This window comes from Bacteroides cellulosilyticus DSM 14838, from assembly GCF_000158035.1.
Classification (GTDB): Bacteria; Bacteroidota; Bacteroidia; order Bacteroidales; family Bacteroidaceae; genus Bacteroides; species Bacteroides cellulosilyticus.
Window position 1 is genome coordinate 594,460 of sequence record NZ_EQ973490.1, and the last position, 2,171, is coordinate 596,630.

Below are 2,171 nucleotides of genomic sequence, written 5' to 3' on the forward strand. Positions count from 1 at the left end.
GAAAGTCCTTGCATCTCATAGGAAATACAACACTTGGATAAGTTGGCAATCACATTCAGTATATTAAATAAAGAAGATGTACTAAATACAACTCGCAAATCAGGAGACATATCATAAATCTCCTTTATTTCTTTGCTCCATTATTATAATTTCAGACTATAATTATACCATTATTCTTCCTGCATAGTCTCAATTAAATCTATGGCTTTCTGAATATCAACAATACCACAACCATAAGGCAGTTCCGGAACATCATATCTATTTGCTGACTTTTTCAAAATCTCCAATAATTCTTGATTAGTCAGCCAAGGGTAAGCTTGCCATAAACAGGCTGCCAACCCACATAGAATAGGGCTTGCATAGGATGTTCCACTTCTAAAATCAATCCTCCCCTCAATATCAATTGTACATGCCGAAGTTCCAAGAGCTACAACATCAGGCTTCATCCTTCCATCAACAGTCATACCATATGCCGTAAAATCGCCTATCCCACCAGTAGTAGTAACAGAACCTACCGCCAATACATTAGGAGAGTCTGCCGGAGTCCCAACCCAACTCCCATCATTACCAGCACAACATGCAATAAAAATCCCTTTATTTGCAGCAACATTAGCCGCTCGTGTTGGCAATGCAGTTTTTCCATCCATCTCTTCATACTCGTGCGAAGGAAAAGGCCATCTATTCCCAGTATAATACAATGAAGTATTCACAACATCTGCCCCTACACTATCAGCATACTCTATGGCAGCTACCCAATAATCCTCTTCTACCGGATATTCACCGGACAAATCTTCCGAACGTAGAAGCCAATAATTAGCTTCCGGTGCAGTTCCGATATAATATCCCGGCTTATCAGTCGCCATACAAGCCGTGACCCAAAGGCCATGCTCATCGCTATTATAAGGGTTCGAATCTTCATATACAAAAGACTTGGCACCTTGAATATGCATAGTATTTAAAGTAGGATTATTAAGCAAATCCATAAATCCTGCATCAATAACTGCAATATCAATACCCTCTCCTTTGAATCCACGTTCATGCAATATTTGCCCATTATGAAGAATTATATTTCTCCACGCCTCTCCATAATCTTCTGAAGAATAACCTGACATATTTCCCCCTGCTGAAGAGCTAACCGAAGAAATTATTCGTTTCTGTTTTTCCGTTTCACCTCGCCATACTTTCACGATATCTTCAACAAATGGTAACTCTTTATATTTGTCAATCTGTTTTTCGTCTTCACATTGCACACAAACAGTTTTCAACCATTTACTTTGGCAAACTATTTTTCCTCCAACCTGTTCTATTTGTTTCAGATAATCTTTAGATATGGGTAGATCTGAATCATCTATAGCAATATTTCTTTTTCGCCGCCTTTCAATTGCTTTAGTTGATAAAAACTTTTCTGGCTGATTTAACGAATAGTCAGCACTTCCTTTATCTTTTAGAATCAGGCGAAATTTATAATTATACTCTTGATACACCGTAATCGGGCATATAGCATGAAAACCCTGCACTACAGCTTCAACTTGTAATCCTGAAATAAACTCATTCTGGAAAACAGCCGTTACTTTACCATCCTCATCTACATTAACCAAATTACTATTTGATTCCCAACGCACTTTACTTCCGTCCAATGGAATCCCATTCAATTTAGCAATCAATTGACACGATTCTCCCACAGCCAACACAATTGATGCAGGCTCAATAGTCAGTTCATCTGGCACAGGAAACTCCTCTTGCATATTATCTTTTTGACAAGCTACCAGCAAAAGAACTTCACAAATAATACATAAAAAGAGTCTAAGTTGTATCATACAAAAAAATTATATAACTTTTATTATATTGCTAGAAGCGAAGTTGCCATTTATTGTAAACAACAACTCAGCCAATCAACTGTTGAACTAACATAAATTACCTCATAAAAGAAATAACTACACCAATATAATGTATACTCTAAAAAACATAACCAACTATACCTTCATTTAGCCAACCCAATGAATAAGAATTTGTATTATAATGAAATTTTCCATTTTTTTCAAATTGATACAGTGGAATAAGTTCATCATAAATTTTACTTGGATAAATATAACATCTTACCCCTTCATTCAACCAACCTAATGAGTAGACATTGGTATGGTAATGAAACTCACCTTTTTTTTCTAAATTAG

The 2,171-nt window shown here is 36.2% G+C and carries 2 protein-coding genes; both read right to left on the reverse strand.

Translation table 11 applies throughout. The features are described 5' to 3' along the window. Nucleotides 1-170: 170 nt before the first annotated feature. A complete protein-coding gene (locus tag BACCELL_RS07010; protein ID WP_007210959.1) occupies nt 171-1,817 on the reverse strand; it encodes a S8 family serine peptidase in 1,647 nt (548 codons plus the stop codon). Nucleotides 1,818-1,956: 139 nt separating this feature from the next. Further along, nucleotides 1,957-2,171: hypothetical protein (locus BACCELL_RS27110; RefSeq protein WP_007210960.1), on the reverse strand; the 215-nt coding region annotated here is incomplete at its 5' end.